This window comes from Gemmatimonadota bacterium, assembly GCA_016713785.1.
Taxonomy (GTDB): Bacteria; Gemmatimonadota; Gemmatimonadetes; order Gemmatimonadales; family GWC2-71-9; genus JADJOM01.
Window position 1 is genome coordinate 946,515 of sequence record JADJOM010000001.1, and the last position, 26,439, is coordinate 972,953.

Annotated in this window: 23 protein-coding genes; 8 read left to right on the forward strand and 15 right to left on the reverse strand. The window is 71.1% G+C overall.

The window, feature by feature from the left end; translation table 11 throughout:
• The first annotated feature begins 42 nt into the window (after positions 1–42).
• Complete coding sequence (locus IPJ95_04255; GenBank protein ID MBK7922831.1) at positions 43–1,092, forward strand: N(4)-(beta-N-acetylglucosaminyl)-L-asparaginase; 1,050 nt, start codon at positions 43–45, stop codon at positions 1,090–1,092.
• Complete coding sequence (locus IPJ95_04260) at positions 1,092–2,270, forward strand: BamA/TamA family outer membrane protein (GenBank protein ID MBK7922832.1); 1,179 nt, start codon at positions 1,092–1,094, stop codon at positions 2,268–2,270. Before IPJ95_04255 ends, IPJ95_04260 begins: the two co-directional genes overlap by 1 nt.
• Before the next feature lie 54 nt (positions 2,271–2,324).
• Here IPJ95_04260 and IPJ95_04265 read toward each other — a convergent pair whose 3' ends face one another.
• Complete coding sequence (locus IPJ95_04265) at positions 2,325–2,831, reverse strand: thioredoxin family protein (protein MBK7922833.1); 507 nt, start codon at positions 2,829–2,831, stop codon at positions 2,325–2,327.
• A gap of 110 nt (positions 2,832–2,941) precedes the next feature.
• Between IPJ95_04265 and IPJ95_04270 the strand changes: the two genes are divergently transcribed.
• A complete protein-coding gene (locus IPJ95_04270; GenBank protein MBK7922834.1) occupies positions 2,942–3,562 on the forward strand; it encodes a TetR/AcrR family transcriptional regulator in 621 nt (206 codons plus the stop codon).
• On the opposite strand, the gene IPJ95_04275 is transcribed toward IPJ95_04270, so the two are convergent.
• The 8 genes from IPJ95_04275 to gyrA form a co-directional block, all read right to left on the reverse strand.
• Positions 3,519–4,271, reverse strand: a complete 753-nt coding sequence (locus IPJ95_04275) for a hypothetical protein (protein MBK7922835.1) — start codon at positions 4,269–4,271, stop codon at positions 3,519–3,521. The genes IPJ95_04270 and IPJ95_04275 overlap by 44 nt on opposite strands.
• Positions 4,271–5,863 carry a M1 family metallopeptidase gene (locus tag IPJ95_04280; GenBank protein ID MBK7922836.1) on the reverse strand — a complete coding sequence of 531 codons (1,593 nt, stop codon included), beginning with the start codon at positions 5,861–5,863 and terminating at the stop codon, positions 4,271–4,273. Before IPJ95_04280 ends, IPJ95_04275 begins: the two co-directional genes overlap by 1 nt.
• A gap of 144 nt (positions 5,864–6,007) precedes the next feature.
• On the reverse strand, positions 6,008–6,301 hold the full coding sequence (locus tag IPJ95_04285; GenBank protein MBK7922837.1) for a Dabb family protein: 294 nt from the start codon (positions 6,299–6,301) through the stop codon (positions 6,008–6,010).
• A gap of 7 nt (positions 6,302–6,308) precedes the next feature.
• Positions 6,309–7,118 (reverse strand): dienelactone hydrolase family protein, encoded by an 810-nt coding sequence (locus IPJ95_04290; protein MBK7922838.1) that lies wholly within the window; start codon positions 7,116–7,118, stop codon positions 6,309–6,311.
• Positions 7,119–7,188: 70 nt separating this feature from the next.
• On the reverse strand, positions 7,189–8,253 hold the full coding sequence (locus IPJ95_04295) for a serine/threonine protein kinase (protein ID MBK7922839.1): 1,065 nt from the start codon (positions 8,251–8,253) through the stop codon (positions 7,189–7,191).
• Positions 8,250–9,680, reverse strand: coding sequence for a diguanylate cyclase (locus IPJ95_04300; GenBank protein MBK7922840.1), 1,431 nt, complete (start codon positions 9,678–9,680; stop codon positions 8,250–8,252). The genes IPJ95_04295 and IPJ95_04300 overlap by 4 nt, the downstream gene beginning before the upstream one ends.
• Entirely contained in the window at positions 9,677–10,546 is an 870-nt protein-coding gene (locus IPJ95_04305) for a pyridoxal-phosphate dependent enzyme (GenBank protein MBK7922841.1), read from the reverse strand. The genes IPJ95_04300 and IPJ95_04305 overlap by 4 nt, the downstream gene beginning before the upstream one ends.
• A gap of 136 nt (positions 10,547–10,682) precedes the next feature.
• On the reverse strand, positions 10,683–13,160 hold the full coding sequence (gene gyrA / locus IPJ95_04310) for a DNA gyrase subunit A (GenBank protein MBK7922842.1): 2,478 nt from the start codon (positions 13,158–13,160) through the stop codon (positions 10,683–10,685).
• Positions 13,161–13,413: 253 nt separating this feature from the next.
• Here gyrA and IPJ95_04315 point away from each other — a divergent pair, with 253 nt between their 5' ends.
• Genes IPJ95_04315 through IPJ95_04330 form a run of 4 tightly spaced genes read left to right on the forward strand, consistent with a single transcriptional unit; the run spans position 13,414 to position 16,784 of the window.
• Positions 13,414–13,938, forward strand: coding sequence for an RNA polymerase sigma factor (locus IPJ95_04315; protein ID MBK7922843.1), 525 nt, complete (start codon positions 13,414–13,416; stop codon positions 13,936–13,938).
• Positions 13,939–13,945: 7 nt separating this feature from the next.
• Complete coding sequence (locus IPJ95_04320) at positions 13,946–14,593, forward strand: hypothetical protein (GenBank protein MBK7922844.1); 648 nt, start codon at positions 13,946–13,948, stop codon at positions 14,591–14,593.
• Positions 14,593–16,029: a HEAT repeat domain-containing protein gene (locus tag IPJ95_04325; GenBank protein MBK7922845.1), complete on the forward strand. Its 1,437-nt coding sequence runs from the start codon at positions 14,593–14,595 to the stop codon at positions 16,027–16,029. Before IPJ95_04320 ends, IPJ95_04325 begins: the two co-directional genes overlap by 1 nt.
• Positions 16,030–16,037: 8 nt before the next feature.
• Positions 16,038–16,784 carry a HEAT repeat domain-containing protein gene (locus IPJ95_04330; protein ID MBK7922846.1) on the forward strand — a complete coding sequence of 249 codons (747 nt, stop codon included), beginning with the start codon at positions 16,038–16,040 and terminating at the stop codon, positions 16,782–16,784.
• On the opposite strand, the gene IPJ95_04335 is transcribed toward IPJ95_04330, so the two are convergent.
• Genes IPJ95_04335 through IPJ95_04345 form a run of 3 tightly spaced genes read right to left on the reverse strand, consistent with a single transcriptional unit; the run spans position 16,781 to position 22,460 of the window.
• Positions 16,781–19,912, reverse strand: a complete 3,132-nt coding sequence (locus tag IPJ95_04335) for an efflux RND transporter permease subunit (protein MBK7922847.1) — start codon at positions 19,910–19,912, stop codon at positions 16,781–16,783. The two genes, IPJ95_04330 and IPJ95_04335, sit on opposite strands and share 4 nt — an antisense overlap.
• Positions 19,909–20,997, reverse strand: coding sequence for an efflux RND transporter periplasmic adaptor subunit (locus IPJ95_04340; protein ID MBK7922848.1), 1,089 nt, complete (start codon positions 20,995–20,997; stop codon positions 19,909–19,911). Before IPJ95_04340 ends, IPJ95_04335 begins: the two co-directional genes overlap by 4 nt.
• A complete protein-coding gene (locus IPJ95_04345; protein ID MBK7922849.1) occupies positions 20,994–22,460 on the reverse strand; it encodes a TolC family protein in 1,467 nt (488 codons plus the stop codon). Before IPJ95_04345 ends, IPJ95_04340 begins: the two co-directional genes overlap by 4 nt.
• Before the next feature lie 206 nt (positions 22,461–22,666).
• On the opposite strand from IPJ95_04345, the gene IPJ95_04350 reads away from it, so the two are divergent.
• The gene (locus IPJ95_04350) at positions 22,667–23,587 is read left to right on the forward strand and encodes a hypothetical protein (protein MBK7922850.1); all 921 of its coding nucleotides are present in this window, start codon (positions 22,667–22,669) and stop codon (positions 23,585–23,587) included.
• A gap of 105 nt (positions 23,588–23,692) precedes the next feature.
• On the opposite strand, the gene IPJ95_04355 is transcribed toward IPJ95_04350, so the two are convergent.
• From IPJ95_04355 to IPJ95_04365, 3 genes are all read right to left on the reverse strand, one after another.
• Positions 23,693–24,382, reverse strand: a complete 690-nt coding sequence (locus IPJ95_04355; GenBank protein ID MBK7922851.1) for a hypothetical protein — start codon at positions 24,380–24,382, stop codon at positions 23,693–23,695.
• Between the two features lie 610 nt (positions 24,383–24,992).
• The gene (locus IPJ95_04360; GenBank protein ID MBK7922852.1) at positions 24,993–25,202 is read right to left on the reverse strand and encodes a hypothetical protein; all 210 of its coding nucleotides are present in this window, start codon (positions 25,200–25,202) and stop codon (positions 24,993–24,995) included.
• Positions 25,203–25,228: 26 nt separating this feature from the next.
• Positions 25,229–26,077 (reverse strand): hypothetical protein, encoded by an 849-nt coding sequence (locus IPJ95_04365; protein ID MBK7922853.1) that lies wholly within the window; start codon positions 26,075–26,077, stop codon positions 25,229–25,231.
• Between the last annotated feature and the right edge of the window lie 362 nt (positions 26,078–26,439).

Sequence of the window (26,439 nt, forward strand, 5' to 3'; positions counted from 1 at the left end):
CGTTTAACCTTCCCCTTCCCTTAGACAAGGTCTTCGGCCCCGTTGTCTGACGCCTTCTCCCGGCGCGATTTCCTCGGCACCGCCAGCGCCGCCTTGGCCGGCGGCAGCCTCCTCACCCCGGCCGCCACGGCATTCCCCGGCGCCCCGGCCCTGCACCTCCGCGGTCCCACCAAGCTCATGGCCGTCGGCTCGAGCAATGCCAAGCGCGGCATCGCGCTCGCCACCGGCCTGGTGTCGGGGGGGGCGGATACCCTCGACGCCATCGTCGAGGGGGTCAAGATCACCGAGCTCGACCCGAGCGACAATTCGGTCGGCTACGGCGGTCTCCCCAACGAAGAGGGCGTGGTCCAGCTCGACGCCTCCTGCATGCACGGCCCGAGCCGGCGGGCCGGTGCGGTGGCGGCGCTGGAAGGCATCAAGACGCCGAGCGAGGTGGCGCGGCTGGTGCTCAAGTACACCGACCACATCCTGCTGGTGGGTGAGGGCGCCAAGCGCTTTGCGCTGAGCTACGGCTTCAAGGAGGAAGAGCTCCTGACCCAGGAATCCCGGGAGCTGTGGCTGCGCTGGCGGGCCAACCGCGGGGCGGAAGACGACTGGGTGGACGTGCCGCTCAGCGAGCCGGCGATGGCGCGGGTCACCGGCACCTGCAACCTGAACCTGGTCAGCGCCCAGGGCGACATCTCCTCGGTGACCACCACCAGCGGGCTGGCGTGGAAGATCCCGGGCCGCGCCGGCGACTCCCCCATCGTGGGTGCCGGCCAGTACACCGACAACGAGATCGGCGCCGCCGGCTCCACTGGCCTGGGCGAGGCGAACATCATGGCCTGCGGCGGGTTCCTCACCGTGGAGCACATGCGCCAGGGGAAGAAGCCCACCGACGCCGCCCTCGAGACCCTGAAGCGGGTCATCGCGCTGGCGCCGGCGCGCTGGCTGCATCCCAACGGCCGGCCGAAGTTCCAGCTCAACTTCTACGCGCTCAACAAGCGGGGCGTGTCGGGCGCGGCCTCGATCTATCCCAGCAAGTACGCCACCTTCACCGGCACCGAGGCCGTGGAGCTGGATACGGCGTTTCTCTTTGACAAGGCGACGTGATGCGATCCCAGGTCGGTTCGGCCCTGCGGCGGTTGGTTGGTGGCGCGGCACTGCTCACGATCGCCGCCGGCGCCCCGCTCGCGGCGCAGGGGAGCAGCGAGTGGAAAGGCCCGTCGGGACCGTGGAAGGACAGCTTCTATCCCTTCTTCCCCTCGCTCGGCAACAACTTCCCCCTGATCGCCCTGCACTTCGAGGAGCGGCGCCCGGGCGACTACTTCGCCCGCACCCCCTACGCCGGCCTGCTCACGGTGGACGCCGGGCTCGGCTTCACCGGCGCCCGGATGCTGGTGGGCCGGCTCCACGCCCCGCTGCTCAAGAAGGACTGGCGCCTGGCGGTCACCGCCGGCGCCACCCGCGAGTCGCGGCTGGGCTGGTACGGCCTCGGCAACGGCGCCGCGTTCGACGAATCGCTGGTCACCGACCAGCAGCCCCACTGGTACCGCGCCAGCCGCTCCCGCTACTTCGGCGGCGTGGATGTGTCGCGCCACGTCGCGGGGCCGGTGTACCTCTCCCTGAGCGGCGCGGTGGACCGCAGCAACTTCAGCGACCTCAGCAAGCCCTCGCTGTGGCGCACCCAGTTCGGCACCGGGGACCTCACCGACACCGACGTGACCGGCCGCCTGACCCTGGTGGTCGACACCCGCGACAACGAGTTCAACACCGCCCGCGGCGTCTACGCCCAGGGCTCGGTGGGCACCGGCTCCGGCGGCGACGGCTATACCCGCGTCACCGGCGACGTGCGCGGGTACCTGCCGCTCCGGGAGGGGACGGTGGTGGCGGTGCGGGTGGCGGGCTCCAACGTGAGCGCCGACGCCCCGCTCAACGCGCGGCTCGACGTGCCCACCTGGGAGGGCGCCACCGCGGTGTATGGCGGCGCCTACTCCAACCGCGGCCTGGCTTACCAGCGGCTGATCGGTCGCGGGGTGCTGGTGAGCAGCGCCGAGGTCCGCCACGACCTCCTCAACCTGGGCGACCTCGGCGCCTTCACGCTGATCGGCTTCGTGGATGCGGGGCGGGTGTTCGAGGGGCGGGACTTCGCGCTGACCACCAAGGGAATGCAGGTGGGTGGCGGCGGCGGGCTGGCCATCCGGCTGATGCGCTTCACCATCTGGACCTTCAACTTCGCCACCGGCCCCGACGGCTTCCAGTTCACGGCCGGGAGCGGGTGGTCGTTCTGACAGACGAGAGGCCGGAAGCGGAAGACATGGTTCCGCTTCCCGCTTCTCGGCCATCTACACCCCCACCAGTGGCCCCAGCTCCCGCAGCATCGTCTCCCCGCGGTCCTTGGCGTACCAGCTCCGCTTCCCCTTCACGAACTCCTCCTTGGGCATCGCCGGGGGCTTGTGGCCCCGTACCCACTCCTCGAGCGGCGCGGGGTACGGGCCCCAGTGGCCCAGCTCCTGGAGGTCGGCATCGAGCACGATGATCACCGGGATGGAGCGGGTGCCCAGGGTCAGGTAGCGGTTCATCAGTTCGGGGTGGGCGTCGCGGCGGATCACCCGGAGCACCAGGCCAGGCGCCGCCTCGGCCCAGCGCGCCAGCACCGGCAGCGCGCTCGAGGTGTCGGCGCACCAGTCCTCGGCGATGGCCAGGAGGTTGCGCGGCGCGGCGAGCGGCTTCGCCGCCCACGCCGGCGCCCGCGCGGTGCGGTAGAGCCCATCCCACAGCCCGCGATGCTCCGGCGCCGCCGCCTGCACGAACTCGGCGAAGGGCACGCCGAGCTCCCAGTAGTCCCGCATCTGCATGTCCGACCCCCGAGAATGGTGTTCCATACGGGGCGGGAATCTAGCACCAGCCCATAAAGTTCCCATGAACGGCGGGTGCAGGTCGGGGCACTTAGATTGAAACCATGAACAGCACGCCGGGACCCCGCACCGGGGCCGCCACCAGGGCTCGCCTGCTCGAGGCGGGATTCACGCTGTTCACCACCACCGGGTTCCTCCGCACCACCACCCCCGCCCTCGCGGCCCACGCCGGGATCGCCGAGGGGACGATCTACCGTCATTTCAAGAGCAAGGACGCGCTGCTCACGGAGTGCCACCGCCTGACGGCCACCTGGGCCATCGAGGCGCTCAAGGGCACGGAGGGGGAGCGCGGGGCCCGGACTCCCGAGCGGCTCGCGGCGTTCGCGGGGGAGCTGGTGGCCCGTGCCACCGAGCACCCGCCCACCATCCGCGTGCTCTTCGCCGAGGACCACGAACCGTTCCTGGATGAGCCCACCCGCGGGCTGCGCCGGGCCTTCGGCGACGCGCTGGTGCAGCTGATGGCCATGGGGAAGTCGGACGGGCTGGTGAGGTCGGGGCCGGCGGAGGTGTGGGCCGCGGTGTGGCTCGCGGTGATCGAGCTCGGGGTGAGCCGGGTGGCCGCCGGCGACTGGACGCCGGACAGCGGCAACCTGGCCCTCACCGTCCATGCGGCGTGGGACGCTATTGCGGCCCCGGATAGACCGTCAGCGCCGCCGGCGGAGTGATCGTCCGGGTCCAGCGGAGCAGCCGCGCCTTGCCACCCGCGAGCGGCCGCACCACCCAGTCGTCCCCGTCACGATAGGCGACCGAATCCCCGCGCCACCGCGCCGGTGCCACGCCCGAAGGCGCGAGCGGCACCAGGGAATCGCTTGGCAGGCGGATGCAGAGTGCGCCGCCCGGCGCGCTGTCCGCGCAGCCGGTGACCACGCCGAACACCGGCTGCCCCACCCGCACCGCGAACACGGAATCGCCCACCGGCGACGCCTGCCAGGTGCCCGCCGCCGGCGGCGCCGCCACCGCCTGCACGCCGGACGGCGGGCGGGCGTAGAGCGTGGCGCCGTCGTCGCTCCAGGCGAGCGCGGCCGGCGGCCCGCCCAGCTCCCCCTCGATCCGGCGTTCCTTCCCGTTGAGCAGGTTCATCACCACCACGTGCACGCCCACGGTATCGCCGGGGAGGCGGCTGCGGGTGAAGGCCAGCATCACCCCATCGGGGGCGAGGGCCGGGAGCCGCTCATCCACCCGGGAAAACGTGACCTGGTGGATCGCGCCCCCCACGGTCGCGGAGGCGAAGAGGTCGCCCACGCCGTCCTCCCCCGGGGCGCTGAAGACCAGGTACGCCTCCTCACCCACCTTGAGCTTGTTGGAGAGCGGCGAGAGGGTCCCCCGGCAGGCCACCAGGCAGAGCAGCATCCCGGCGAGCGTGGCGCGGCGCATCAGCGGCCCTCCGCCACGGTGGCCTCGAGCAGCCACCAGCCGGCGGGATCCACCTCGACACCCTTGGGCGCGGCGCGCACGTCCTCGATCGTGACCGCCGTCTCCTGCCCGGTCACCTCCACCGGCACGTCCCGCCCATCCACCCGCAGCACCAGTCCGGGCATCCGGAAGGTGCCCCACCCCGCCGGCTGCACCTGGCGGATGGTCACCAGCAGGCGGCGTCCGGCGTGCCGCCAGCGGACGTCGAGCTTCGGGTAACCGGGCTGCAGCAGCGCCTGATGGAAGTACCACTCGAGGTCCCGGCCGGCCGCCTTCGCCATGACCCGGGCGAAGTCACTGCTGAGCGCCGACCCGTCGCGGTAGGTGGCGTACCACTCGCGGATGCCGGCCTGGAACGGGGCGTCGCCGATGAGGCCCCGCAGGGTGTGCAGCACCCACGAGCCCTTGGGGTAGTTGTTGCTGTTGAGCAGCCCCATGAGGTCGGTGGCGGCGGTGTCGAGGATGGGTCGCTCGGTGGCGCGCGAGCCGAACACCGATCGGGCCTGGCGCTGCATCTCGGCCCGGAAGGCGCTGTCGCCGTCGGCCTCCCGGCGCCACAGGGCGGCGAAGTAGGTGGCGAATCCCTCGGAGAGCCAGAGGTGGTGCCAGTCGTCCTCGGTCACCGCGTCGCCGAACCACTGGTGCGCGGTCTCGTGCGCCACGGTCTGCTCGCCCAGGCGGTGGTCCCGGTACGCCTTCCAGTCGTAGAAGATCGCCGTCGGGTTCTCGGCCCCGCCGAAGATCGTCGTGGACTGCACGTGGGCCAGCCGGTCGTACGGGAAGGGCCCGACGTAGCGGGAGAAGAAGTCGAGCATGTGGCCAGCCCGGCGGAACGGCCCCGTCACGGCCCACGCGGAATCCTCCGCGAAGGTCACCACCGCCAGCGGCACGCACCGAGTCTCACACGCGGCGTCTGGGAGGGTGGTGGTGACGAGCGGCCCGGCGCCGAGCACCATGCCGTAGGGCGGGATCGCCTGGCGCTGCCGGAAGTGCCACAGGGCGCGACCGCGGGGCAGCGTGTCGACCTTGCCCGGCACCCCGTTGGCGATCACCCGCACGCCGGGGGGCGCCTCGACGTGGAAGTCCACCGTCGCCTTGTCGCCCGGCTGGTCCTCGAGCGGCAGCCAGCGGTGGGCGCGGTCGGGCCAGTTGTCGGCGAACCAGGTGCGGCCGCGGGCGGAGTCGTCGGTGATGATGAGCCCGTCGCGCACCGGGCCGTGGTAGCGGATGGTGGTGTGAAGGGTGTCGCCGGCGCCCTTCTTGTGCGGGATGTACACCCCGCCGCCCGGGTTGCGCGCGAAGGTGATTCGCGCCATCCGGCTTTCACCTTCACCGTCGGTCAGCACCCGGACCACCCGGAAGGCGCTGTCGAGCTGCACCTCCACCGGCTCCGCGGAGGCCAGCCGCCAGGTGGTGGTCATCACCCCGACGATGTGCCGGCCGGTGTCGCCGAGGACGATGGTAATGTCGTGGTGCAGCGCGTCATGGCGGGACGGGATCGTGTCGGCCCGTGCCGCGAGCGGGGCCTGGAGGGCCAGGAGGAGCGTCAGCATGGGGGGAATGTAGGGGGTTGGGCGGCTCGGCGGTTCGGTGGTTCGGCGGTTCGGTGGTTCGGCGGTTCGGCGGTTCGGCGGTTCGGTAGTTGGCTGTTCCCCTTCCCGTTTCCCTCTTCCCCTTTCCCTTTTTTCCCCAACCTCCTAGACCTCCACGTCCACCGCCAGCCGCGCCTCGCGCACCGGGGCCAGGAACTCACCCACGACCTGCTGGTGGACCGGATGCAGGGTGTAGCGCTCCACGGCGTCCATGTCGTCGAGCAGCACGATGAGCACCCAGGGGTATTCGCCGGCACTCGGTGCCAGGTTCGGTCCCCAGCGCACCTCGCGCACCTCGGGGATCTGCCCCTGCATCCCGCGCAGCGCCGCACCCGCGGCCTCGATGGCGGCGTCGGGCGTGCCCGGCTTGAATCGGAAGCAGACGATGTGGTGGATCATGGACGCCCTACCGCAACGCTTCGGTGTAGAACCCGAGCACATCCGCCCAGGCCGAGTCCACCGCGGGGGTGTCGCTGCCCTTGCGGCCGGGCTTGAGGAAGCCGTGGCCGGTGCCAGGGTAGATCGTGTAGCTGAAGCGGGCCTTGGCCGCGGCGAGCCGGCGCTCCACGTCGGGGAGGGCGGCGTTGATGCGGGCGTCTTCCTCGCCATAGACACCGAGCAGCCGGGCGCGGATGTTCGGCATGAGGGAGGAGTCGGGGGCGCTGCCGTAGCAGATCACCGCGGCCTTGAGCGCCGGGTTGTGGGTGGCGTAGCGGAAGCTCCGGGCGCCGCCCCAGCAGAAGCCGATGGTGCCGATCTGGTCCTTCCGGACGGCCGGCAGGGTGTTGAGGTAGGCGTAGGCGGCGTCGAGGTCCCGGTTGACCGCCTCCGGCTCGAGCAGCGCGGTGAGCTTGCGGCCGCTGTCGGGGGAGGCGGGGGTCACGCCGAAGCGGGGCGAGAGCAGGTCGGGGACGATGGCCACATACCCGGCGCCGGCCAGCCGGTCGGCCACGGTCGGCTCCCACTCGGTGAGGCCGAAGATCTCGTGGATCACGATCACCGCCGGCGCCTTGTCCTTGCGCTCGGGGTAAGCCACGTAGGCGCGGAGCGAATCACCCGAGGGGCTGGCGATCTTCACCCATTCGCCGTGGGTGGTGACCTGGCGGCTCGGCGATTCGGCGGCACGGCGGCCGGCGTTGAGGGCAACGGCTCCGGCCGCGCCGAGGGCGATGCCCAGGGCAGCAATGAGGAGGGTGGGGACGGCTCCGCGGCGCATGAGGTGCTCCCTTGAGGGGCCGACCACGGAGGCACGGAGCACTCCGTGGCTCCGTGGTCGGCGACCGAACCTACTTTCGGAAGAGCTTGGCGAACACTCCGCTGTCCTCCGCACCCTCCAGGGCCTCCGCGAACTGGCCCATGGTGGTGAAGCGGTCGGCGGGATCGAGGGCCATCGCCTTGGTGAGCACCTGCTCCAGGCGGCCGGGGAGGTCGGGCTTCACCTCGCGCAGCATCTTGGGCTTGCCGCGCAGGCGGGCGATCATCATCTCCTGCGCGTTGCGGCCCTGGAAGGGGAGCTGGCCGGTGAACATCTCGAACGCCACGATGGCGAGGGCGTAGATGTCGCTGCGGGCGTCGAGCGGCTTGCCGCGGATCTGCTCGGGACTCATGAATTCCGGCGTCCCCAGCACGATGCCCGTCGCGGTGAGCTTGGCCACCTCGGGTTCCTGGCGGCGTTCCTTGGCCAGGCCGAAGTCCATGACCACCGCGCGCACCCCGCCCGGCCCCTGGTCGTCGGGGACCAGCATGACGTTCTCGGGCTTGAGGTCGCGGTGGATGATCTGCAGGTCGTGGGCGTGCTGCAGCCCGCGGGTCATCTGCACCAGGAGCGGCACGCCGAGGTCGAGGGGGAGCGCGCCCTGCCGCACCTCGCGGTCGGAGAGCAGCTCGCCGGCCAGGTAGGGCATCACCAGGTAGATGAGCCCGTCCTCGGTCTCGCCGAGGCGGAAGATGCGGCAGACGTTGGGGTGGTCGAGGCGCATGGCGAGCCCCGCCTCGCGCCGGAGCCGTTCCACCGAGCTCTTGTCTTCCTTGAGCTTGGGGGTGAGCACCTTGATCGCCACGGTCTCCGCGTTGGAGAGGTCCTTGGCGAGGTAGACGTAGGACATGCCGCCCTCGCCCAGCCGCTTGCCCACTTCGTAGCGCTCGTCGAGCAGGGTGTTGCTGAGGGTGCTTGCCCGGTCCATGCCGGGACCGCGCTTGGCGGCCTGGCGCACCATGGTGCGGAGGCCCGCGCTGGTCTCGGAGGCGGGCTTGCCGCCGGCGACCTCGACCAGCGGGCTGCCGTCCTGGGGACAGAAGCGCGCGGGGTCGGCGTACATCCGGTTGCAGCGGGGACAGCGTCGGCTGCTCAATCGCGGTACCGGTTGCGGCCGTCCTGCTTGGCCTTGTAGAGGTTCTGGTCGGCGAGCTTGAGCAGGGACTCGGAGTCCTGCACCCGGTCGTCCGGGTAGCAGGCGATCCCCACGCTCACCGTCACGTGAATGGCCTGGCCGCCCTCCCCGAAGGGATGGCCGGCCACCTTGCGGATGACGCGCTCGGCGAAGATGCGGGCGCCGCCGGAGACCGTCTCGGGCAGGATCACCACGAACTCCTCGCCGCCGAAGCGGGCCACGATGTCGACGGCGCGCTGCTCCCGGCGGAGGATGCCGCCCAGCTGCCGCAGCACCACGTCGCCCGCCAGGTGGCCGTGGGCGTCGTTGATCTGCTTGAAGTTGTCGACGTCGACCATCAGGCACGCCAGCTGGGTGCCGTAGCGGTTGGCGCGCTCGATCTCCTGCACCAGCTTGTCGGCCAGCGCCCGCCGGTTGAACGTCTCGGTGAGCGGGTCGGTCTCGGCCAGGGTCTTCATGTGCTCGCGGCCGAGCACCGCGCTCTCCAGGTCGTACGCCTTCTCGAGGGCCTGCACCGCCGCGCGGATGACCTGCTCGGCAAAGGTCAGGTCCGACTGGTTGAGCGGGGTGTCCTCGGCGGTGGTCCGCAGGAAGAACACCCCGGCCCGCTGGTCGCGCATCACGAACGGGATGGCGATGGCCGAGCGGGTAGGCACCGCCACCCCGCCGGTCTCCCACGATTCCCGCGCCTCGGCGTAGAGCGGGTCGGTGGCCACGTCGGTGACCAGCACCGTCTGCCGGGCGTCGAGGGCGCGGCGGATCTCGGGGTAGCGCCGGAGCTCGATGGGCAGGTCGCGCAGCATCGGGTTCTCGTACGACGCCACCACCACCGCCGTCTCCTCGCCGGGGTTGGCGAAGACCAGCGAGCACTTGGAGATCTTGAGCCCGCGGGCCACCCGGCGCACCAGGATGTGGTAGATCTCCTCCGGCTTGAGGGAGGCGGTCACCTCCTGGAGGATGTCCACCATCTCGGAGCGGCTGCGGGCCTCCGCGCGGGCCTGGTTGAGCTCGCGGCCCACCCGGAGGTGCGCCTTGACCCGGGCCAGCAGCTCGCGCACCCGGAACGGCTTGGAGATGAAGTCGGCGGCGCCGAGGCCCAGCGCCCGGACCGTGGCCTCCTCGGGCGGCATGGACGAGATCATCAGCACCGGCACGTCGCGCACGCGGGGGTCGGCCTTCACCCGCTCGAGCAGGACCAGCCCGTCGGAGCCCGGCATCATGATGTCGAGCATCAGGAGGTCGTACGGCTCGGCGGCCAGGCGGTCGAGCAGCGACTCGCCGCTGTTCACCACCACGACGTCGTACTCGTGCTCCTTGAGGATCCACGAGAGGGTGCGGGTGAGCGCCTGGTCGTCGTCGGCGACGAGAATCCGGGGCTGGTGGGTCATCCCGCGATCATGCGCGCGAACAGGTCCGGGTCCACGTTGCCTCCGCTCAGCACCGCTACCACCGGGCCCGTGGCCGGCACCCGGCCGGCGAGCCATGCCGCGACGGTCACCGACCCGGAGGGCTCCACCCGGAGCCCCTGCCGCTCGTACAGGTAGCGCACCGCGCGGGCGATCTCCTCGTCCGTGACCGCGATGGCGCGATGCACGTGGGCCTGGATCAGCGCCCAGGGGAGCTGCCCGATGGACCGGGTGAGCAGGCCGTCGGCCACGCTCGCGGTCTCGGTGAGCGTGGCGGGGCGGCCGGCGGCGAGGGCGGCGCCGAGCTTGGGGGCGCCGGCCGGCTCCACGCCGATGATCTCCACCCCCGGGGCCAGCGCCTTGATGGCGGTGGTAATCCCGGAGAGCAGCCCGCCGCCGCCCACCGGCACCAGCACCGTGGCCACGGCGGGGACCTGCTCCAGGATCTCGAGCCCGGCGGTGCCCTGCCCGGCGATCACGTCGGGGTGGTCGAAGGGCGGGATCATGGCGAGCCCGTCGGCGGCGGCGTACTGGTCGGCGCGGGCCTGCTGTTCGGGGGAGCGGGTGCGGCCGGCGAAGACCACCTCGCCGCCGTGGCGCCGGACCCCGGCCACCTTCACCGCCGGCGCCGACTCCGGCATGACCACCACGCTGCGCACCCCGAAGCGCTGCGCCACCCAGGCCACCGCCTGGCCGTGGTTGCCGCTCGAGGAGGTGACCACCCCGGCGGCACGGCGCCCGGGCGCCAGCCGCGCGATGGCGGTGTGCGCGCCGCGCACCTTGAAGGCCCCGATGGGCTGCAGGTGCTCGCACTTGAGGAACAGGGGATGGCCGGCCACCTCGACCATCGGCGTCCGGAGCGCCACCCCGTCGAGGAGGCGCGCAGCCTCCCGGATGTCCTGGAGGGAGACGGTGGGTACGGCGGCCGGCGGAACGGTCACGGCGCTATTCTACCCCCAAGAGTGGTGGACAACAACCGCGCGCCTACTCCTCCGCCTCGGCCGCCGGGGCCTCCTCGGCGCCCTCCTCGTCTTCCTTCACCACCCGGGCCACGTCCACCACCGTGTCGCCCCCGTCGAGGTTCATCACCTTGACGCCCTGGGTGTTGCGGCTGATCACCCGCAGGCCGCCCACCGGCTGCCGGATGATCACCCCGTGCTTGGTGATGAGCATCAGCTCGTCTTCCGGCTGCACCTCGAGCAGCTTGACCAGCGCGCCGGTCTTGTCGGTCTTCTTGAGGGTGATGATCCCCTTGCCGCCGCGCTTCTGCACCCGGTAGTCGGAGAGCTCGGAGCGCTTGCCGAAGCCCTTCTCCGAGACCACGAGCATGGTGGCGTCGCGGCGGATGACCACCATGCCGATGACGGCGTCCTGGCCCTCGAGCTCGATGCCCTTGACCCCGGTGGCCACCCGGCCCATCTCGCGCACGTCGCCGTGGTGGAACCGGATGCTCATGCCGTCGGCGGTGGCCAGCACGATGTCGCTGGCGCCGTCGCAGATCTGCACGTCGATCAGCTCGTCGCCATCCTCGATGTTGATGGCCCGGATGCCGGTGGAGCGGACGTTGCCGTACTCCGCCAGGCTGGTCTTCTTCACCGTGCCATTCTTGGTGGCGAAGATCAGGTGCTGCTCGGCGCTGAACTCGCGCACCGCCACGGTGGCCGCCACGTGCTCGTCGGGCTTGATGCTGATGCAGTTCACCACCGGCTTGCCCCGGCTGGCCCGCCCGCCCTGCGGGATCTCGTGCACCTTGAGCCAGTACACCTGGCCGGTGTTGGTGAAGAACATCAGGTAGTCGTGCGTGCTCGCGATGAAGAGGTGCTCGATCCAGTCCTCTTCCTTGGTGGTGGCCCCCTGCAGCCCCCGCCCGCCGCGCCGCTGCCGGCGGTAGGTGCTCACCGCGATGCGCTTGATGTAGCCGGTGTGGGAGATGGTGATGACCATGTCCTCCTCGGCGATCAGGTCCTCCACCGAGAAGTCGCCCTGGTCGGCCACGATCTCCGTGCGCCGGTCATCGCCGAACTTCTTGACGACCTCGTCCATCTCCTCCTTGAGGATCTCCATCCGCCGGGGCTTGCTGGCCAGGATGCCCTTGAGCTCCTTGATGAGCGCCCGGACCTCCTTGAGCTCGGCCTCCAGCTTCTCGATCTCGAGGCCGGTGAGCTTGGCCAGCCGCATGTTGAGGATGGCGTCGGCCTGCTTCTCGGACAGCCCGAAGCGCTTCCGCAGCCGGGCATCGGCGTCGGGCACGTCCTTGGACTGCTTGATGATCTCGACCACCTCGTCGATGTTGTCGACGGCGATCTTGAGACCCTCGAGGATGTGCTCCCGCGCCTGCGCGGCGTCGAGGTCGAACTGGGTGCGACGGACCACCACCTCGTGGCGGTGGTCGATGAAGCGGGAGAGGATGGTCTTGAGGTCCATCACCTTCGGGGCGCCGTTGTCGAGCGCCAGCATGATCACGCCGAAGGTGGACTGCATCGCGGTGTGCTTGTACAGCTGGTTGAGCACCACGTTGGGGATCGCGTCGCGCTTGAGGTCCACCACGATCCGCATGCCGTCCTTGTCGGACTCGTCGTTGACCCCGCTGATCCCCTCCAGCTTCTTGTCGATCACCAGCTCCGCGATGTTCTTGACCAGGTTCTCCTTGTTCACCTGGTAGGGGATCTCGGTGATGACGATCTGGCTGCGGCCGCTCGACTCCTTCTCCTCGATGCGGGCCCGGGCCCGCATCTGGATCCGGCCCCGGCCCGTCTCGTAGGCTTCCTTGATGCCCTGGCGCCCGTAGATGAAGGCGCCGGTGGGGAAGTCGGGGCCCTTGATGTGCCGGGCCAGGTCCGCGATGGTCAGCTCGGGATTGTCGATCAGCGCCTGCGCCGCCTTGGCCACCTCGCGCAGGTTGTGCGGCGGGATGTTCGTGGCCATGCCCACCGCGATGCCGCTCGAGCCGTTGATCAGCAGGTTCGGCACCTTCGACGGCAGCACCGACGGCTCCTGCAGCCGGTCGTCGAAGTTGGGCTGGAAGTTGACGGTGTTCTTGTCGATGTCCTCCAGCATGGTGACCGCGATGTCGGTCAGCCGCGCCTCGGTGTACCGGTACGCCGCCGCCGGGTCGCCGTCCACCGAGCCGAAGTTCCCCTGCCCATCCACCAGCGGGTAGCGCAGCGAGAAGTCCTGCACCATGCGCACCAGCGCGTCGTACACCGAGCTGTCGCCGTGCGGGTGGTACTTGCCCAGCACGTCGCCCACCACCGTCGCCGACTTCTTGTACGGCCGGCCCGGGATCAGGCCCAGCTCGCTCATGGAGTAGAGGATGCGCCGGTGCACGGGCTTGAGGCCGTCGCGCACGTCGGGCAGCGCGCGCGAGACGATGACGCTCATCGAATAATTGATGAACGACTGCTGCATCTCCTCTTCAATGAGACGCGGCAGGATACGCTCGTGCTGGGAGGGGCCGGTCATGCGGGTCCGTCTTGTCAGGGTGGGTCGGGTCGGCGGGCCGCCGATGAAGGCACAAATATAGCCCGTACCCGGGCCGGGATGCAATCGCCCGCAGCCGCCGCAAATCGCGCCCGGGCAACAACTTAGAGCAGGGGGTCCGCGGCCCGGCGGCTGGGCGGCCCGACCTCGCCCCGACGCCCCGGCAACCCTTTCGGCCCGACCCGCGTCAGAGCATCCGAACCGGCGCCGCCGTGGGCGCCCCCGGAGAACCCGAGTGACCGAACGCGAGATGATCGAGGGGGTGCTGGCCGGCCACCCGGCGGCGGAGCGCGCGCTGTACGACGCGCACGTGGACCGGGTGTGGGGCATGGTCCACCGGATGGCCGGCGACACCGACCGCGCCGCCGACTGGACCCAGGAGACCTTCGTCCGGGTCTTCGCCCGGCTCCGCGACTTCCGCGGCGAGGCCGCCCTCGGCACCTGGATCGGCTCCATCGCGATCTCGGTGGCCCTGACCGGCCTCCGGCAGGTCAAGCGACGGAGCGAGCGGGAGACCCCGCTCGAGGACTATCACCCGGCCCGCGCCGAGCGGCGCGCCGACCCGGACCTGGCCGCCCGCCTCAAGGCGGCCGTCGCCGACCTGGCCGAGCACTACCGGCTGGTGTTCCTGCTGCACGATGTCGAAGGCTATACCCACGAGGAGATCGCCGGGCTCCTCGGCGTGGAGACCGGGACCTCCAAGGCCCGCCTCTCCCGCGCCCGCGCCCGGCTCCGCGAAGCCCTCGCGGCTTTCGCCTGAGGACACCATGAACGACGACGAACGGGATGCCATGATCCGCCGCCTGGCGCAGGACCAGCTCCAGCCCCCCCCGGTCCCCCGGGAAGAGCTGTGGGCGCGGATCCAGGCCGCACGCGAGGGCAAGGCGGTCGGGGCGGTAACGGCGGTACCGGCAGTCGAGCGGCGCTGGGCGCCGCTGGCCTGGCCGGTGGGGATCGCGGCGCTGCTCGCGCTGGCCTTCGGCATCGGACGCCTCACGGCGCCCGAGCCCACCCCGGTGGCGCAGGCACCCGCCACCGAGCCGGGCCGCCGCCCCACGAGCCCCGCCCACCGCCTGGTGGCGGCCGAGTACCTCGGGCGCACCGAGGCGTTCCTCACTGATTTCCGGGTGGCCGCCCGCACGGGGCAGCCCGACCAGGACGTGACGACCGAGGCCCGCCGGCTCCTCGGCACCGCGCGCCTGCTGCTCGATTCTCCGGTGGCCGAAGACGTACGGCTTCGCGCCCTGCTGGAGGATCTCGAACTGGTCCTCGCCGAGATCGCCCAGCTGCAGGGCGAGCGGCCGCGGGACCTCGACCTGATCACCAACGGGCTCGACCAGCGCGGCACGCTGGGTCGGCTGCGGTCCGCGGTTCCGGCCGGCGGCATGCCCGCTCTCACCCAAGGAGTGCTGTGATGCGTACCTGGATGCTGGGCCTCACGGCGGCGCTGGCCGTCAACTCGATCGCGGTGCCCCGGCTGTTCCAGGCGGGGCAGGCCGCCACCACCGTCGCGATCGCGGAGCGGGCCCCCGCCCCGTGGCTGCAGGCCGACCCCGCGGATTCCCTCTACCGGGTGGCGCGCGAGGCGCTCAACCGGAACCAGTACCGCAAGGCGGCCGACACCTTTGCCGAGCTGGGCCGGCGCTATCCCCGCTCGGGCTATGCCGCCGACGCCCTCTACTGGGAGGCGTTCGCCCTCTACCGCCTGGGCGGGGAGAATGACCTGCGCACCGCCCTGGGGCGGCTGGAGACCCAGAAGGCGCGCTTCCCCAAGGCGGGCACCAGCGGCGACGCGGTGACCCTCACCACCCGGATCCAGGGGGAGCTGGCGCGCCGGGGTGACGCCGAAGCGGCGGCCACCGTCACCGCCACCGCGGGGAGCAGCGCCAGCGGCAGCTCGGGCAGCAGCGGACGTGGCGTGGCCACCACCCGCGCCACCGGCCGGAGCACCGGCGGGCGCGCCGGGGGCCGCGACGCCTGCGATGACGACGACGACGTGAAGCTGGCGGCGCTCAACGCCGTGCTCCAGATGGACAGCGAGCGCGCCATGCCGCTGCTCACCCGGGTGCTGGCCCGCCGCGACTCGGGCTCCGTCTGCCTGCGGCGCAAGGCGGTGTTCCTGGTGGCACAGAAGGCGGATGCCGGCGGCGAGGACGTGCTGATCGGCGCGGCGCGGAACGACCCCGATGGCGAGGTCCGCGAGCAGGCGGTGTTCTGGCTGTCGCAGGTGGAAAGCCCCAAGGCGGTGGCGGCGCTCGACTCGATCGTGCAGAAGAGCACCGACGTCGAACTGCAGGAGAAGGCGGTCTTTGCCCTGTCGCAGCAGCGCGGGGCCCAGGCGCGCTCGGCGCTGCGCGCCATCGCCGAGCGGAAGGACATGCCCCGCGGCATCCGCGAGAAGGCCATCTTCTGGCTGGGCCAGTCCGAGAGCGGCGGCGGCGAGTACCTGCGCGGGCTGTACGCGCGGCTCGACGACGACGAGCTCAAGGACAAGGTGATCTTCGGCGTGGCCCAGTCGGGCTCGGCCGAGGACCGGCGCTGGCTGCTCGACGTGGCGAAGGACCCGAAGGGGAACGTGGAGCTGCGCAAGAAGGCGGTGTTCTGGCTGGGCCAGGCGGGCGGCAGCGGCGCCGAGCTGGCCAGCCTCTACGGCTCGCTCACCGAAGCCGAGCTCAAGGAGCAGGTGATCTTCGCGCTCTCCCAGCTCGACGGCCCGGCGGCGGTGGACCAGCTCATGGAGATCGCGCGCAGGGACAAGGACCCCGAGATGCGCAAGAAGGCCATCTTCTGGCTGGGCCAGTCCGACGACCCGCGCGCCTCGCAGTTCATCGAACAGCTGCTCACCGACTAGGAGCCCCCATGCGCGCCATGCTGCTGCTCGGCCTCGCGCTGGGCGGAGTCCCGGGGCTCGCGGCCCAGTCGCTCGCGAGCCGGATCGAGGGAGTCAAGGAAGGCACCGTGCGGATGAGCTACGCCGCGCGGGAGGGGGTCTGCGGCGACGGGGAGCACAACATCACCTCCAGCGCGGGCCGCCGCGGGGAGTGGGTGGGCAGCTGCGCCCACGGGCCGGTGCGGGTGGTGGTGCAGCGGGACGGCGGGCGCACCACCGACATCCGGACCTACGTCGGCGGCGCGTGGCGGGGCACCGCCACCGCCGACCTCGGGACGGTGGGCGCCATCGAGGCCTCGCGCTGGCTGCTGGGGGTGGCGGAACGGGGGGAGCCGGCGGCCGAGGACGCCATCATGCCGGCCACCCTGGCCGACAGCGCGGAGACCTGGCCGGCGCTGCTCCGCATCGCGCGGAACGAGCGCAGTGGGCAGAAGGCGCGGAAGGGCGCGGTCTTCTGGCTGGGGCAGGCGGCCGGGGTCGCGGCCACCCGCGGGCTCGACTCGATCGTGAACGATGCGCGGGGTGACCGCGAGGTGCGGGAGTCGGCGGTGTTCGCGCTGTCGCAGCGCCCGCACGACGAGGGCGTCCCCGCCCTGATCCGGGTGGCCCGCACCAGCCCCGACCCCAAGCTCCGCAAGACCGCCATCTTCTGGCTGGGGCAGAGCGAGGCCCCCGAGGCGCTGGCGCTGTTCGAGGAGTTGCTGACGCGGAACTAGGTGGACGGCTCGGCGGCCCGGTGGCTCGATGACCCGGCCAGGCGCGCGGCACGTTCAGCCGCCGTGTCGCCGCGCCGCCGGGCCGCCAGCCGGTCCAGGGTCACGTAGATCACCGGCGTCACGTACAGCGTCACGAACTGCGAGAAGAGCAGGCCGCCCACCACCGCCAGACCAAGCGGGCGGCGGGACTCGGCGCCGGTGCCGGTGGCAAAGGCGATCGGCAGGGTGCCGAGCAGGGCGGCGAAGGTGGTCATCATGATGGGCCGGAACCGCACCGCGCTGGCCTCGAGGATCGCCGCCTCCGGCGACTTGCCTTCCTTCCGCTCCGCCTCGATGGCGAAATCCAGCATCATGATGGCGTTCTTCTTGACCAGCCCCACCAGCATGATGATCCCCACGAAGGCGTAGACGCTCAGGTCGAGCCCGGCGACGAGCAGGGTGACCAGCGCGCCGAACCCGGCGAAGGGCAGCCCGCTCAGGATGGTGAGCGGGTGCAGGAAGCTCTCGTACAGGATGCCGAGCACGATGTAGATCACCACGATGGCGAGCACCAGCAGCAGCAGCAGCCCCTGCTGCGAGTCCTGGAAGGCCTGCGCCGTGCCGGCAAAGCGGGCGGTGACCGAGCCGGGGAGGATCGGTTCGGCCGCCTTCTCGACGGCGGCGACCGCCTGGCCGATCGAGGTGCCGGGCACCACGTCGAACGAGAGCGTGACCGAGGGGAGCTGTCCCGAGTGGTTCACGGTGAGCGGCCCCACGTCGGGCGTCACCTCGGCCAGGGCGGTGAGCGGCACCAGCGCCCCGTTGGCGGCCCGCAGGCCGAGCAGGCTCAGGGCGCCGAGGTCGCGCTGGTACTCGGGGAGCAGCTCCAGCACCACCCAGTACTGGTTGGTGGCGGTATAGATGGTCGAGACCTGGCGCGCGCCGTAGGCGTCGTAGAGTGCCTGCTCCACCGCCTGCACCGTCAGGCCGTACGCCGCGGTGCGCTCCCGGTCGATCTTCACCCGCACCTGCGGGTTGCGGATGTTGAGGTCGGTGGTGACGTCGTGCAGCTGCGGCAGGGCGCGGAGCGCCCGCTCCAGCTCGCCGGCCGTGCCGTAGAGCTCCGCGATGTCGGGGCCCTGGATGGTGTACTGGTAGAGGCTCTTGGTGCTCCGGCCGCCGATGGAGATGGCCGGCGGGTTCTGGAAGTACACCTTCATGCCCGGCACCGCGCTCATCCGGCCGGAGAGGCTCCGCGCCACCTCGTCGGCGGTCTGGCGCCGCTCCCGCCGCGGCTTGAGGTGGATGAAGAACCGCCCCTGGTTGATATTCGAGGAACGGCCGCCGGACCCGACCGCGGACATGAAGTTCGCCACGTTGCTGTCCGCCCCCACGATGGCCGCCGCCTGCCGCTGCAGCCGCAGCATGGCCTCGAAGCTGGTGCCCTCGGCCGCCTCAGTGGTGCCGCGCAGCTGGGCGGTGTCCTCGCTGGGCAGGAACCCCTTGGGGATGATCACCGCGAGCCAGATGGTGGCCACCAGCACCGCGAACGAGGCCGCCAGCGCCATCCGGCGCCGCGCCATCACCCAGTCGAGGGTGCGGAGGTACCAGCGCAGGGTCGCGGCAAACACCCGCTCGGTGGCGGAGTCGGGCGCGCCGCCGCCGCCGTGGCGCCCCGGCTTGAGGAAGCGACTGCCCAGCATCGGCGTGAGGGTGAGCGAGACGAAGCCCGAGACCAGGATGGCCACCGCGATGGTGACCGCGAACTCGCGGAACAGCCGCCCCACCAGCCCGCCCATGAACACCAGCGGGATGAACACCGCCACCAGCGAGATCGTCATGGAGAGGATGGTGAAGCCGATCTCGCGGGCGCCGTCGAAGGCCGCCTGCCGCGCCGGCTTTCCCATCTCCATGTGGCGGACGATGTTCTCGAGCATCACGATGGCGTCGTCCACCACGAACCCGACCGACAGCGTCAGCGCCATGAGCGACAGGTTGTCGAGGCTGTAGCCCAGCACGTACATCACCGCGAAGGTCCCCACCAGCGACATCGGCAGCGCCAGGCTCGGGATGACCGTGGCGGAGAGGTTGCGCAGGAAGAGGAAGATCGTGAGGATGACGAGGCACAGCGTCAGGTAGAGCGTGAACTTCACCTCGTGCACCGACTCCTGGATGGTCACCGAGCGGTCGTAGAGGGTCTCCACCTTCACGGCGGCGGGGAGCTGGCGCTGGATCTGCGCCATCGCCGCCTTCACCCGGTCGGCGACCGCCACGGTATTGGTGCCGGGCTGCCGCTGGATGGCGAGGACGATGGACCGGGTGCCGTTGAACCAGCCCGCCGCCTTGGTCTCCTGCACGCTGTCGATCACCCGTCCCAGGTCGCCGAGCCGCACCGGCACGCCGTCGCGCCACGCCACGATGAGCGGCCGGAACGCCGCGGCGCTCTCCAGCTGCCCCTCCGCCTCCACCGCGTAGGCCCGGTCGGTGCCCCAGAGGATCCCCGAGGGGAGGTTCACGTTGCCGGTGCTGATGGCGCGGGAGACCTCGTCGAGGCCGATCTTCCGCGCCGCCAGCGCCTGCGGGTCAAGCTGGATGCGCACCGCGTACTTCTGGCTGCCGTACACCTGCACCTGCGCCACCCCCTCCACGGTGGAGAGCCGCTGGCTGATCAGCGTCTGGCCGTACTCGTCGAGGGTGGAGAGCGGAAGGGTGGCGGAGGTCAGCGCGTAGTACAGCACCGGCGACTGCGACGGGTCCACCTTGGAGTAGCTGGGCGGCACCATGTTCTGCGGCAGCTGCCGCAGCGTCTGGGCGATGGCGGCCTGCACGTCGGCGGCCGCGTCGTCGATGTCGCGGTCGAGGGTGAACTGCAGGGTGATCGAGGTGTTGCCCTGGCCGCTGGTGCTGGTGAGCGCGTCGAGGCCGGCGATGGTGGAGAACTGGCGCTCGAGCGGCGTGGCCACCGAGCTCGCCATGGTCTCCGGGCTCGCGCCGGCCAGGTTGGCGCTCACCGAGATGGTCGGGTAGTCAATGGTGGGCAGGTCGCTCACCGGGAGGTTCCGGTAGGCGGTGACCCCGAAGACCAGGATCCCGGCCATGACCAGCGTGGTCATGACCGGCCGGCGGATGAAGAGCTCCGCGATGTTCACGGCGCCAGCACCTTCACCCGCGCCCCATCGGTGACCTTGACCTGCCCGTCGGTCACCACCCTGGCGCCCTCCGCCACGCCCCCGGCGAGCACCGCGAGCGTATCGGTGGTCCGGAGCACGGTCACCGGGGTGAGCTTCACCCGGTTGCTGTCGGTCACCACGAAGACCTGGGTGCCCTGCTGCCCGGTGATGAGCGCGCTCACCGGCGCCACCAGCGCGCCCCGCTCCACGGTCACGGTGAGCACCACCCGCACCAGCGCCCCGGGCCACAACGCACGGCCGGTGTTGGGGAAGCTGGCCTTGAGCAGGATCGTGCCGGTGAGGGAATCCACCGCGTTGTCCACGAACGTGAGCGTGCCCTGTTGCGGCGGGCCGCTGTCGCCCACCGGCGCGGCGGTGACCCGGAGGCCGGCGCCGGCGCGGCGGATGCCGGGGAGCTCGCTCGCCGGCACGCCGAAGCGCACCAGGATCGGCGACATCTGGTTGATCAGCACCAGCGGCTGGCCGGTGCCGGCCCGCACCAGGTTGCCGGCCCGCACCAGCACCGCGCCGGCCAGCCCGGTGATCGGCGCCCGGACACTGGCGCGGTCGAGGTCGAGCCGGGCCCGCGCCACCTGGGCCGAGTCGGCGCGCACGGTCGCCGCGAGCGCGGCGGCGGTGGAACGGGCCTGGTCCACCTGCTGCTGGGTGACGTACTCCTTGCCGGCCAGGTCCTCCATGCGCTGCTGGTCGCGCAGCGCGTTGGCCAGCTGCACCAGGTCGCGGGCCAGCACCGCCTCCTGCTGCGCCAGCTCCGCCGCGTAGGGCCGCGGGTCGATCCGGAACAGCACCTCACCCTGCCGGACCTCATCGCCTTCCTGGAACGCCAGGCGCTCCACGATCCCGTCCACCTGCGCGGCCACGGCCGCGGTCTGGATCGGCTCCACGGTGCCCGTGGCGGGGAGCACCACGGGGACATCCTGCCGGCGCACCACCCCAACGCCCACCGAGGCCGGCGGGGGCGCGGGCGGCGCCGGGTCCTTGCAGGCGGCGAGCGCGAGGAGGAGCAGCGGCAGGAGGCGGCACACCGGGGAACGCGGGATCATGGCAGGCTGTCGGTTGAGGCGGGCGGAGCCTGGAGCCGGAGCGGGCTCCCTCCGCGAAGATCGAGCACGCCGGCGTTCTGGGCCAGCGCCACCAGCGAGGCCTGCCAGCCGAGCCGCGCCTGGATCCGCTGCGCGCGGGCCCCGGCCAGGGCATTCTCGGCGGTAAGCAGCTCGAGCAGCGAGCCCACCCCGGACTGGTAGCGACCGCGCGCCGCGGCCGCCGACTCGGTGGCGCTGGCCAGCAGCTCATCCGCGGTGGCCACCCGCAGCGCCGCGGTCTGCAGCGCGTAGTACGCGCTGAACACCTGGAAGATCACCTGCTGGGCCAGGCCATCGGCGCGGGCCCGCGCGGCGTCGGCGTCGGCGGCGGCCTGCACCCGCTGGTACTCCCACGCAAAGCCGTTGAAGAGCGGGATGCGGAGGCCGAGCTGCAGGGTGTACGACTGGCGGCCGCCGCTCTGCCCCGGCTGCCAGGTCACCCCCGCGTTGCCGCCGCCCACCAGCGAGGGAAGCCGCGCGGCGCCCGCCACCCGCACCCGGGCCCGGGCCTGCTCGTACAGCGCGCGGGAGGCGGCGAGGTCGGGGCGCAGCGCGAGCGCCCGCGCGATCAGCGAATCCACCGCTTCCGCCACCGGCTGCACCGGCCGCTCCACCGCGGCGGTGTCGATGTCGTAGGCGAGGGTGGCGGGATAGCCGGTGGCGGCGGCGAGCGCACCGCGCGTGGTGTAGAGGTTGCCCTCGATGCTCTGGAGGTCGAGCCGGGCCTGGGCCAGCGCCGTGCGGGCCTGCAGCACGTCCGCGATGGTGGCCACCCCGACCCGCCGCCGCTCCTCCGCCGCCGCGAGGTTGGTGGTAGCCTCGCTCACCGTGACCCGCTGGGCGGTCAGCAGCGCCTTGGCCGCGGCATGCTCGAAGAAGGCCCCCGCGGTCCGCGCCACCACCGCCTGCAGGGTGGCGTTGTGGGTCCAGTTCGCCGCCACCAGCCCTTCCCGCGCCGCCGAGATGGCCCCGCCGCGCCCCCCGGCATCCAGCAGCAGCCAGGTGAACGAGACACTGGGCTCGTAGACCGTCTGCTCCACCGCGGAACGTCCCTGGGTGGCCGAGGTCTGCAGCCGGGTGGCGCTGGCCTCTCCACTAATAGTAGGGAACCAGCCGGCGCGGGCCGCCCCGTAGGCCGCCGCGCGGGACCGCGCCGTGGCCCACGCCGCCCGCACCTCCGGATTGCCTTCCAGCGCCAGGGCCACGACGTCTTCCAGCGTCAGCGCCTCCCGCCGGGCCACGAGGTCGGGGGGCAAGGCGAGCTCGGCGGCGGCCAGGCGGGGAGGCGCCTCGCGGCCCGGGACCCAGAGAGTGTCGGGCCGGGCGGCGACCGGACGCGCCCCGCGGGCCCCGGGAAGGGCCGGGGCGCAGGCCGCGATGGCCAGCAACGGGAGGAGGCGCAGGGAGGACAGAGCCTTGAACATACCGCCCAAGTACGGCTGTGCCTGAAGGAATGTTGAATCGCCGGGACCACGCATCGCATTGCATGCGTAGCGTTTCGGGATAGGAGCGAAAATCACTTGGTGTTGTCCCACAACGACTTAGCCACGTGGCGCCGCGGCACCGGCCCTGCCTAATGACATGGCAACGAACCACGGTACGCCACGAACAACATACTCCGGAGGAAACGATGTCCAAGTACTTCACCCGCTCGCTGAGCGGACTCGCCCTGGCGGGCAGCGCGCTGCTCGCCGCCTGCGGCTCCGACGCCACCGGCCCCGGCGCCGGCAACGGCGGCAGCCAGTTCGGCTCCCCCATGAGCGTGAGCCAGTTCGACAGCACCCTCGGCGCCGGCAGCACGCGGATCGAGATCAAGCTCCTCGCCGGTGGGCTCGAGGCGCGCGAGGTTCACGTCGAGGCGGATGACGCGGAAGAGAAGATCGTGAGCCAGGTGACGGCGATCGACACCGTGGCCGGGACGGTGACCCTGGCCCTCGGCGGGATGCAGGTGAGCTACGGCAGCGGCACCCGGTTCCGGACCCCGAGCGACAGCCGCGTGACCCGGGCGGAGTGGGAAGCGGCCATCGGCGGCGCCCTGGGCAGCGGCCAGCAGCCCCCGATCGAGGCCCGCCGCAACCAGCCGGGCCAGCCCCAGGCCCCGACCGATGCATCCTTCACCGCGAACGACCTGCGGCTCGAGGACAAGACCGACGAGCCCAAGATCGAGGTGTACGTGGACGCCGACAACTTCCAGGACGTGGCGTCGCCGCCGCCGCTCGCGATCCTGACCGTCTTCAACCTGCCCATCGAGATCACCAGCGGCACCGAGATCTCGCTCACCACCCCGGGCGGCGGCGTGCCCAGCGGCAGCGTGGAGTTCGAGGGCAGCGTGACCGCGGCCGACGCCGGCGCGGGGACGATCACCCTGGCGGGCGGCACGGTGATCACCGTCGGCAGCATCACCTTCGACCCGCTCGGCGACCTGTTCAGCATGGATGCGGTGGCGAGCGCGGTGGCGGCGGGCCAGGCGGTGCGGGCCGAGGGCACCGGCACCGCGACCGGCGGCAGCGCGATCACGGCGACGACGCTCAAGGTGGAAGTGGATAACTGAGGGCGCGAGGGAGGGTGAATCCCGCACGGCGGGCAACAGCAATGCGGGGTCAGGGCATTCCCTGGCCCCGCGTTGCTGTCCCGGGCGCCCGCCCGCCGCCCGGCCTCAATGCCGGGTGAGCGCGCGCACTTCGAAGCGGGGAACGGGGTCCTCGAATATGGCCACTGCCCTGCCGGCGCTGATTGCGGGGACGAGGGGCAGGCTCGCCCCGAGCGCTCGCGGCTCCCCGGAGCCGGGGTTCAGCAGGAAACTCACGGTCGTTCCGAACTGTGCCTCGTCCTCCAACTGCTGCCAGGTGCGAAAAGTCCATTGCACCAGCAGTCCATGTCCGTCCACGTAGGCGAGCGTCACGAGAGTATGATTGCCCTGGCGGGAGAGCCGAGTGGTCAGCGTCCGGTTCTCCGACACCCACGGGTTGGAACGAAAACCAGAGAACGAGGTCCGCCAGAGCAGTGTACCGTCGGCCCGGAAGGCCCGGACCTCACCATTCCCGATTCTCGGAGCATAGTAGATCAGCCGTCGCTTCTCATCACATGCGATTCGGCCCAGCCCAAATTCCTCGTTCATGTCCGGGCTCGGTGAATGGTAGAACTCACCGAACGACCGCACTCGCCTGCCAGCCCGGTCATAGATGTGGATCAGTGTCTGCCGGGACAACGAAAGCCCTTGCACCACAAGGGTGTCCGCCAGGAAGCACAGGTCCTGGGCGATCAGTTCCAACGTCAGGGTCCGCTCGTACTCGTACTTCCCATTGATGAGGACGAACACCTCGATGCGCCAGTTCGCATCCGCCACATACAGGCGGCCATCCCGATCGACGGTCGCCGAGAGGGGATACCGAAACTCCCCGGGGCCCTGGCCTCTCCGACCCACCACCTGACGTGGCCGCCCTGCGGCATCATACACCCGGAGCGCGGGCGACCGGGGATCCACGATCCCGACGCCACCGTCTGGCAGCAGGACAGCCGTGCGGATCTCTCCGATGGTGTGCTCCGGGGGGTCCGTCTCGGTACCCCATCGTGCCTGGGCTTCCGCGCCGAACCGCAGGGTGCCGGGAGCCCCCTGAGCGTCGATCGGGACAGTGAAGGCGGCCTGTAGCGATCCATCGACCCATCGAGCGTCCGGGTGCTGCAAGGCGGACCCGCTGGCGGGAACCCGACCTCTGTCATCCGGCGCGGGCGCACACGCCAAGATCGTGGTAACGCCGACCAGCCGGAAGAGATGACAAGGCAGGCGTGGATGGACACTGGTCACTACTCAAGCGCCGCGGTTGCTCAACAGGAAGTACTCGAGCAGTAGCCACCGTTCTCGCCGCTATGGTGAGTGCAGATTCTCGTACCGTTCGCCTCGCACGACGTCCCTACACATTTCATGTTCGGGCAACCTCCCTCTGCCTTCACCGGCCTCAATGCCGGGTCAGCGCGCGCACTTCGAAGCGGGGCGCAGGGTCCTCGAAGACGGCCAGGACGGTGGTGTCTGACGCCGCGAGGATCGGCGGAAGATCGGCATCCGGGCCCAGGGGGTGCCCAGTAAGCGGGTCGAGCACGAAACTAAGGATCTTCCCATAGGAGGCCCGCGCGGTGAGTTCCTCCGGCTGGCGAAAGGTCCATTGCACCAGGAAACCACGGCCGGGAATCATTGTCAGGCTGTAGAGACTGTGAACTCCATTGGCCGACTTGATGACCCGATATCCCCGGGCGTGTCCTCGATCCGGTTCGCCTTCGCGCCCGAAAAGGTGGTTCGCCACAGCAACGCGCCGTCCGGGCGATAGCCCCGGACCTCCGCTAGCGGCCCTCTCGTCGCGAGCGCGATGACCGCGTGGGCACCGTCACAGGCGACCTGCCCCAGCGACATCTCTTCATTCACCATTTCGTTCGGAGAGCGGTACACCATACCAAAGGCGCCGATGCCGCCGCCGTCGATCGCGTACAGATGAAGGACGGGTCCGCTGCGCCGCGACCCGGTCGTCACGATCGTGTCGCCGAGCAGGCAGAAGTCCTGCGCGGGCACGTCGAGGCTCAACGCCCCCTGATACTCGAAGCCTCGCCTGGCAGGTTGCAGGACCTGCAGCCGGACTCCCTCGGCAACCACCAGGCTGCCCTGCGCCATCAGCGCCGCCGCCCGCGGCTGCTCGAACTCCCCGGGTCCCCGCCCCGGTCGCCCGATCGAGGCGCCACGCTCTCCACCTGCCTCAAAGACGTGAAGCATCTCCAAGGCATCATCCACCAGAAGGACCCGCCCTCCCGGCAGGAACAGCCCGTCTCCGATTCGCCCGACGGCGTCGTCCGATCCGCCAGGCGCGACGCCACTGTGGGCGACGACCGGTCCCACTTCAAGCCCGGAAGTGGACGGTGCCGCATCGAGTGCGATCTCGAACGATGGCGGAATGGTCTGGTCGATGTAGGCCGGGTCGGGGTGGCTGCCGGCGCTGGAGGCTCCGCCCTCTCGTCCCGTCCCCGTGCATGCCAGGAGGAGGGCAAGCAGCAACACACAGGGCCTGCGAGGTGACAATCCAGCGTGCCTCACCGCGCTCGACTCCAGTGGATCGGCCAGACTCCCAGCCACTTCGGACCACAAGCGTTGGCGACCCACTGATTGTGTGCCCGCATGACAACGCCCGCGGGTCAACAGAAAGTGTTGTAACACCCTTGCTCCCCGCCGGTGTGGGTGCAGAACCGGCCGCTGCCCGCCTGATGATAGCAGTATCCACTGATGACATTGCAGCGGTTGTCCGGACAGGCCTCCTCCGCGGCCACGGGCCTGGCGGCAAGCGCCAGTCCAAGCGCGGTGCCGACGATGATAGAGCAGAGGACCAAAAGCGCGGGTCGCAGCGTCGTCCGAGCCGTCATACC